Raw genomic sequence first — 7,307 nt, forward strand, 5'->3', positions numbered from 1 at the left:
TCTTTCTCAACCTTGATTTTCTATATATCTTTTCAGCATTTCTTCCGATACCTTTCCTACACTACATGCAAAATATCCATCTGTCCAAAAGGTATGTTCTTTCCAAAATTGTTTTCGTAAATATTGGGGATATCTTTTCCATATATGGTATGTTGTATAGCTCTTCATCAGGTTTACAATCTTACTAATAGACATTGTTGGTCCTGTCTCTATCATGTAATGAATATGGTCTTTATCCGTTTCCATATATCTGATAATAACACTGTTCCTTTGACATATCTCATATGAATACTGCTTTATATCATCTGATATCTGTCTCGAAGCCAGTTTACGCTTCCATCTTCATTCATAAAATTATTAAGATATGTGTCATAGACAGCACCTGCCACGTTGGTTGTAGAAAGATCCATCAGACTGTCCTTCAGAGGACTTGCATCGTGAAGCGAAAAACGACAGCAAGTTATAATATCCGGCAATCCACCGTTTTCCTTAAGAAACTTGTAGAAATCCAGGTCATTATTGCCTACTACAAATTCAACATTGATATTCGGAAGCTGTTCCATTTTTTCTTTTTCAATATGCTCTCCCTTGTGAAATTGTTTTCCACTAATTCATGAATTATCTTTACTAATAGTTTCGTATTAACAGATTATATAAAAAACACCATCTAAAATAGACAGTGTACATTCTTTTTTTACAACTGGCTACCATTTTACAGGTCCTATAGCTTTGCGTCGCAGACTTTCGTCTGTTTTGCCCAAAATATTATTTTAATTATAGCACTTCTTATTTTCTCATGTCCATATTTTTCTATGTTAGAGTATAAAAAAAAGAACACACAATGTGAATTCTCTTTCCAAGTAGCGGGAACTGGATTTGAACCAGCGACACCGCGGGTATGAACCGCGTGCTCTAGCCAACTGAGCTATCCCGCCATATTTATATTCGCTGCTCTCTTGAACCAGCCTACTAAGTTTACAATAAGATTCTACTTTCGTCAACATATTTTTTAAAATTTTTCAATTTTTTCTACATTTGCAAAAATTCCATCTTTTATTCCGTCCCTCGCATCAGTAAATACCGGTGTTCCAATAGATAATCAAAAGAAAAAGTGAGTCTGTGCGTGGAATCCGTTTTTACCTCGTAGATATATTTTCCCGAACTCCTGCACATTCTCACCGAGTATATTCACTCCTCTTCCTGATCAGGCGTTTAAAATATTCATGAATTCTTCTCCTGTAATCGTTTCTTTCTCATACAGATACCTTGCCAGATCGTCCAGTTTTTCTCTGTTCTCCATCAATATTCCAGCTGCTTTTTCGTGTTCACTTCGAACAACTTCCACAACCTTCTCATCAATCTTTGTCTGCGTCTCTGCCGAACAGGTCAGGGAAGAATCTCCGCCCAGATACTGATTCGTCTGCACTTCCATTGCAACCATATCAAAATCACACGTCATTCCATATCTTGTGATCATAGCCCTTGCAAGCTTGGTTGCCTGTTCAATATCATTGGAAGCTCCCGTCGTGACTGAACCAAACACAATTTCTTCCGCTGCCCTTCCTCCTGTAAGAGTCGCGATTTTATTCAGGATTTCTTCTTTTGTCATCAGATAATGATTGCCTTCCTCGACCTGCATCGTATAGCCAAGAGCCCCCGACGTTCTGGGAACAATGGTAATCTTCTGTACCGGAGCTGAATTAGTCTGTTTTGCAGCCACAAGCGCATGCCCGATTTCATGATATGCCACAATACGCTTTTCTTTATCTGTCAGGATCGCATTTTTCTTCTGATATCCGGCGATAACAACCTCAATACTCTCCTCCAGATCTTCCTGCGTTACAAATTTACGGTTGTCACGAACTGCACGAAGTGCTGCTTCATTTACAATATTAGCAAGTTCCGCTCCAGAAGCTCCGGAAGCCATACGTGCCACTTTATTATAATCTACATTATCACCAACTTTTATTTTTTTTGCATGAACCTTCAGGATATCTTCTCTTCCTTTCAGATCAGGAAGTTCTACCGGCACACGTCTGTCGAACCGTCCCGGTCTTAAAAGAGCCGGATCCAGGGATTCTGGACGGTTCGTTGCCGCAAGAATGATCACGCCCGTGTTGTCTTCAAATCCATCCATCTCTGTCAGCAACTGATTCAAGGTCTGCTCACGTTCATCATTTCCACCTATCTGTCCATCCCGCTTCTTACCGATTGCATCTATCTCATCAATAAACACAATACATGGTGCTTTTTCTTTTGCCTGTTGGAACAGATCACGCACCTTTGATGCACCCATACCAACGAACATCTCTACAAATTCAGAACCGGACATGGAGAAAAATGGAACATTTGCCTCACCGGCAACTGCTTTTGCAAGCATCGTCTTACCTGTTCCCGGAGGTCCTACAAGAAGAATTCCTTTCGGCATCGATGCTCCGATTTCTTTATATCTGGCCGGGTTATGAAGATATTCTACAATCTCGCTTAAATTCTCTTTCGCCTCATCTTCACCTGCAACATCACGGAAACGGATTCCCTCGGATGATTTCACATAAATCTTCGCACTGCTTTTTCCCATTCCGAAAGACATGGCATTTTCCCCACCAGCCCGCTTCATCAATTTTCTGGACATGTATTCTCCCAATGCCACAAAAAACAAGATTGGAAGCACCCAGGATAAAATATTAACCAGGATCGGAGATGACTGATCAATTTCTTCTCCGTAAAAAGAAACATCCGCTTCATATAATCGTTTCGTCAGATCCGGATCATTGACCATCGCCGTTTTGTAAATAGTCTTCCCGTCTTTTCCTGTAAATAAGATCGTATTATCCTGTTGCTGCAATTCTACTTTTTTTATCTCCTTTTTCTCGGTCATAGAGATAAATGTTCCATAATCTACATCTTTGATCTGCTTTTCCTTTATGTAAGGCATCGCAATAATGTTAAATAATATCAGGATAATCAGCACAATCGTATAATAAAACATCAACGGTTTTTTCGGCCGTTTCACTTGTTCCATAATCATTCCTCCATTCTGTCAATATCGAATTCAATTTTCTTTTATATGGTAACAGTTTTTGTCTGATTATTCCAGTTTTATATTATGAAAATTGTATGAATTTCGTAAAATAAAAATATTAAAGTACAATCTTCCGATTATAATTCCTTCGGTTTCGGCCACTTCTGAGTACCGGCTTTTAAGAACTGTGATTTATCTATAAACTTCAGTCTCCTTTTCAAGAACCAGACAGATGCCAGGAAATAAAAAGCAACTCCGCCTAGTATATTTATCCAATAACCCAGATACATACCCAGCAGCGTTATACCGATCAACACTGCTGCGATCAATGCAGGTACCGGATGGATTGGTGCAACATATCCACGCTCAATCGTTCCAAGGGGATACATTTTCCGGAACCGGAACATCATGATCACTGTCAGCACATATACTATCAACGCTGAAAATATAGAAAATGTAACAACCTGATCCAACATTCCTGTAAATGCAAATGCCATAGATATCGGCAGTAAAAATACAGTTGCCCGGTACGGTGTCTTATATTTCGGATGTGTCTTTGCAAATATAGGCGGGATCAGCCCATCTCTGGACATTGCAAACCAAGCTCTGCTTGCATCGTTAATGCAGCCATTTGCTGAAGCCAGACACGCCATGATCGTACCAACAAACAATGCAATGATAACATATAATTTTCCAGTTGCCAATGCCGCGTCATACAACGGATATGCAGACTCACCAAGCTTTTCTGCCGGGACAAGACCTGAGCACACAAACCATGTTGTAGTAGCACCAATCAGCAGCACAGACAAACCTATCATAGTTCCCAGTGGCAGAGCTCTGCTGGTAGACCTGCATTCTTCTGCCGCCAGTGCTCCTCCTTCGATTCCCAGAAAAAACCAGACTGCAAACTGCATGGCTGCAATAATTCCAAGATAACCATATGGAAGTCCATCTGTCATTTTTTTCAAATTAATCAAAGTCATCTGTGGATCATAAAAACTTGTTGAAAACAATAAAATAAATATCGTCACAAATGCAACTGCCGTAATCACAAAATTCAGGGTCAAGGTTGCATAGACACCACGGTAATTCATATATGTCAGCACAAGCAGACTTAATATGATAAACGGCAGCGCTTTCACATTCGGGTTCAATGATTCAAGTATCTGTCCGACGACCAGAACATCGGCTGCTTCCAGCATTGCATATTCCAGCACAAGCATCAGCCCTACGTTAAATGCAGCTAAAGGTCCAAGCATATATTTCGCCATTGTATACTGTCCGCCTGCCTCCGGCATGACAGAACCCATCTCCGTATTCATCATCACAATCATGACATAAAGCATGGCTACCGTCCAAAGTGCAATAACAGAACCAATCGATCCTCCTTTTGCGACCGTAAAATTCCATCCCATGAACTCTCCAACAAGTACAATTCCTACTCCAAGAGCCCAGATATGCATTGGTCCAAGAACTTTCGAAAGTCCCTGACTCTTTTCATTTGTCTTTTCTTTCTCCATAAGTATGCCTCTTAGTCTTTCTTTTCAAGCTTTTTCTCTTCTCTGTTCCTTTTTTCCACTTTTATCAGATCACTCAAAATCAAATAAAGAAATACTGCACATAATACCCATGCTGCAATATTTATAATTGTCCATATGCTCATACCTGTTCCTGCTCCTTTTCGCTATATTCCAGTTCAATAATTTCCTTTAAATCTTTTTTGCTTCTTTTCACAAGAAATGTTACATATGCTGCCAGCGCAACTACAACCGGCACCAGTGTAGATGCCTGGATCACATATGCTTTTCCTGCCTCCTTGACACCTGCAAGATTTTGAAAAAGCATCGTCACAAGCAAAACCACAAAGCATAGGATCATTACGAAAAACACATCTATCACTTGCATTATTTTTTCTTTTTTCGTCTCTTTTTTATTTTCCATCTTCTGCCACTCCTGCTACGCATCTTTCTTCTGCAATTTCAAATTTTCAAGATCCTCTTTATAAATCACATCTTTGTTTCTTTTTAAGTGTCTGTAAACTGCAAAAAGTCCGAGGGACAATGCACTTCCAGTCACCAACGCAATACAAATCATAATTGTTCTTGTAGTCGAATCTCCCGCTACCTGTAAAGCCTGTCGTAATATCGTACTTAAAATACACCACATAAATATTGCAAACCCTGCCAGAAGAATGCAATCCCTGTGGTAGACTTTCTGGATTTCCGCCTCAGACACTTCCATTTTTGATCCCATTTTTTCATCCTTTCTGTATAAAATTTCCCGCACGCTTTTCAATGTTATCATGATAACATTAGTCGTTTATATTATACTCTTTTTTGCATAAAATTCAATTACTTTTTTAATAAGTGGAAAATCTTTTGAACATAAAGTACTGATTCTGCCGGAGACTTTTGCATAACAGGAAATAAAATTCCTGTTATGCAAAAAGAAAGCCCCGTAAATCCGGGACTTTCCAAATATTTTAGTGTTTTTTATACAATTCCCTGAGCTGTCATAGCATCTACAACTTTCTCAAATCCTGCAATGTTAGCTCCTGCTACGTAGTTACCTTCCATATCGTAACGTTTTGCAGCATCTACCATGTTGTGGCAGATATTTACCATGATGTTCTTCAGTTTTGCATCAACCTCCTCGAATGTCCAGCTAAGTCTCTCACTGTTCTGTGACATCTCAAGAGCAGATGTAGCAACACCACCGGCATTCGCTGCTTTTCCAGGTGCAAAGATTACACCGTTCTCCTGCAGATACTCAGTTGCCTCGTATGTAGTAGGCATGTTAGCACCCTCGCATACAGCTACACAACCGTTTGCTACTAACTGTTTTGCATCCTCTAAGTGAAGCTCGTTCTGTGTTGCACATGGAAGAGCCAAATCTACCTTTACAGACCATACGCCACGTCCCTCATGATACTCTGAGTTCGGACGATAGTTCTTGTACTCTGTCAGTCTTGCGCGTTTTACTTCTTTAATTTCTTTCAGAGCTGCAACATCAATTCCTTCTGGATCATATACCCAGCCTGTAGAATCGCTGACTGTAACAACCTTAGCTCCAAGCTCCTGAGCCTTCTGTGTTGCGTAGATTGCAACATTACCGGAACCGGATACTGCAACTGTCATACCCTTGATATCTTTTCCGTTGAGTTTCAGAAGTTCCTCTGTCAGATACAGAAGTCCATAACCTGTGGCTTCTGTTCTTGCTAAAGATCCACCGTAACTTAATCCTTTACCTGTAAGTACACCTTCGTATACTCCGCGGATTCTCTTGTACTGACCAAACATATATCCAATCTCTCTTGCGCCTGTTCCGATATCTCCGGCCGGAACGTCAGTGTCAGCACCGATATATTTGCAAAGTTCTGTCATAAAGCTCTGGCAGAATGCCATAACTTCTCTGTCGGATTTTCCCTTAGGGTCGAAATCAGAACCACCTTTTCCTCCTCCGATTGGAAGACCTGTCAGTGAGTTCTTGAATACCTGCTCAAATCCAAGGAATTTGATGATTCCAAGGTTTACGGAAGGATGAAGGCGTAAGCCTCCTTTGTATGGTCCGATTGAACTGTTGAACTGTACACGGTAACCTGTATTTACCTGAACCTGTCCATTATCGTCTACCCATGGAACACGGAATTTGATCTGTCTCTCAGGCTCAACCAGTCTCTCAAGCAAAGCGTCTTTTCTGAATTTCTCCTCGTTTGCTTCGATTACCACTCTCAATGATTCCAATACTTCTTTTACTGCCTGGTGGAATTCTGGCTCAGCAGGGTTCTTTGCCACTACTTTTTCCAGTACTTCATCAACATATGACATACCTTTGTACCTCCTGAAAAAATGTTATTATGAAATTTAAAGCGCCATATTTCTTGATTTATTTGCATTCATTATTCAAAAAAAGAAGGACGGCAAAACCGTTCTTCTCCTTCGACGCTTTTGTCCTTTAATATTGTAAAGTATTTTACTTTATAACACAAGATTTTTTTGCAAAAAAATGTTATTTTTAGTAACAGTTCAGCCTTCCGACTGACCCAACACCCCTACCCCGGCTAAAAAATAGCCGGGGTTCCAACAAAAAGTTTCTTTAAATTTTCTATTAATCCGAGATTTCTTCTTTTTAACGTTTCTACAATAGTGAGAATCGAACAATACATTTCGTTTCCACTTTCTTTTCTAAAACCACCAGACATCTTCTGCCGATTTTTCACTTTTCGCAAATCCCTTTCGCTCATATTATTGTCAAAAGGGACTGAAAAATCGTACATAAATAAAAG

General features: G+C 39.9%; 8 protein-coding genes, 1 tRNA gene, 1 pseudogene and 1 riboswitch. All 10 genes and pseudogenes read right to left on the reverse strand.

Features of this window, described 5'->3' with window-relative positions; genetic code table 11:
• Positions 1 to 6: 6 nt before the first annotated feature.
• Positions 7 to 336: pseudogene (tnpA, locus tag G593_RS21665) on the reverse strand (IS200/IS605 family transposase); the annotation flags it as partial.
• Positions 297 to 563, reverse strand: coding sequence for a hypothetical protein (locus tag G593_RS0117985; RefSeq protein ID WP_029732574.1), 267 nt, complete (start codon positions 561 to 563; stop codon positions 297 to 299). The pseudogene tnpA and the gene G593_RS0117985, both read right to left, overlap by 40 nt.
• A gap of 129 nt (positions 564 to 692) precedes the next feature.
• A riboswitch (cyclic di-GMP riboswitch) is annotated at positions 693 to 768 on the reverse strand.
• Between the two features lie 93 nt (positions 769 to 861).
• Positions 862 to 935: transfer RNA gene (locus tag G593_RS0117990), tRNA-Met, on the reverse strand.
• Between the two features lie 269 nt (positions 936 to 1,204).
• Positions 1,205 to 3,022: an ATP-dependent zinc metalloprotease FtsH gene (gene ftsH, locus G593_RS0117995; RefSeq protein WP_029732575.1), complete on the reverse strand. Its 1,818-nt coding sequence runs from the start codon at positions 3,020 to 3,022 to the stop codon at positions 1,205 to 1,207.
• Positions 3,023 to 3,159: 137 nt separating this feature from the next.
• Complete coding sequence (locus G593_RS0118000; protein ID WP_005339214.1) at positions 3,160 to 4,542, reverse strand: APC family permease; 1,383 nt, start codon at positions 4,540 to 4,542, stop codon at positions 3,160 to 3,162.
• 11 nt (positions 4,543 to 4,553) lie between these two features.
• A complete protein-coding gene (locus tag G593_RS21180; protein WP_005331475.1) occupies positions 4,554 to 4,685 on the reverse strand; it encodes a hypothetical protein in 132 nt (43 codons plus the stop codon).
• The gene (locus tag G593_RS0118010) at positions 4,682 to 4,963 is read right to left on the reverse strand and encodes a hypothetical protein (protein WP_029732576.1); all 282 of its coding nucleotides are present in this window, start codon (positions 4,961 to 4,963) and stop codon (positions 4,682 to 4,684) included. Before G593_RS0118010 ends, G593_RS21180 begins: the two co-directional genes overlap by 4 nt.
• A gap of 15 nt (positions 4,964 to 4,978) precedes the next feature.
• Positions 4,979 to 5,275, reverse strand: a complete 297-nt coding sequence (locus G593_RS0118015) for a hypothetical protein (RefSeq protein ID WP_005339212.1) — start codon at positions 5,273 to 5,275, stop codon at positions 4,979 to 4,981.
• Between the two features lie 239 nt (positions 5,276 to 5,514).
• Positions 5,515 to 6,849, reverse strand: a complete 1,335-nt coding sequence (gdhA, locus tag G593_RS0118020; RefSeq protein ID WP_005339209.1) for an NADP-specific glutamate dehydrogenase — start codon at positions 6,847 to 6,849, stop codon at positions 5,515 to 5,517.
• A 233-nt stretch (positions 6,850 to 7,082) separates the two neighbouring features.
• Positions 7,083 to 7,307 (reverse strand): IS66 family transposase (locus G593_RS21670; protein ID WP_155961859.1); only part of this gene is annotated, 225 nt, incomplete at its 5' end.

This window comes from Dorea sp. AGR2135, assembly GCF_000420885.1.
GTDB lineage: Bacteria > Bacillota > Clostridia > Lachnospirales > Lachnospiraceae > Dorea > Dorea formicigenerans.

Excerpts from the sequence above, each read along its gene's own strand:
- G593_RS0118015 (WP_005339212.1), bottom strand. The coding sequence starts at position 5,275 with ATGGGATCAAAAATGGAAGTGTCTGAGGCGGAAATCCAGAAAGTCTAC.
- gdhA (WP_005339209.1), bottom strand. The coding sequence starts at position 6,849 with ATGTCATATGTTGATGAAGTACTGGAAAAAGTAGTGGCAAAGAACCCT.
- G593_RS0117985 (WP_029732574.1), bottom strand. The coding sequence starts at position 563 with ATGGAACAGCTTCCGAATATCAATGTTGAATTTGTAGTAGGCAATAAT.
- G593_RS0118010 (WP_029732576.1), bottom strand. The coding sequence starts at position 4,963 with ATGGAAAATAAAAAAGAGACGAAAAAAGAAAAAATAATGCAAGTGATA.
- G593_RS21180 (WP_005331475.1), bottom strand. The coding sequence starts at position 4,685 with ATGAGCATATGGACAATTATAAATATTGCAGCATGGGTATTATGTGCA.
- G593_RS0118000 (WP_005339214.1), bottom strand. The coding sequence starts at position 4,542 with ATGGAGAAAGAAAAGACAAATGAAAAGAGTCAGGGACTTTCGAAAGTT.
- ftsH (WP_029732575.1), bottom strand. The coding sequence starts at position 3,022 with ATGGAACAAGTGAAACGGCCGAAAAAACCGTTGATGTTTTATTATACG.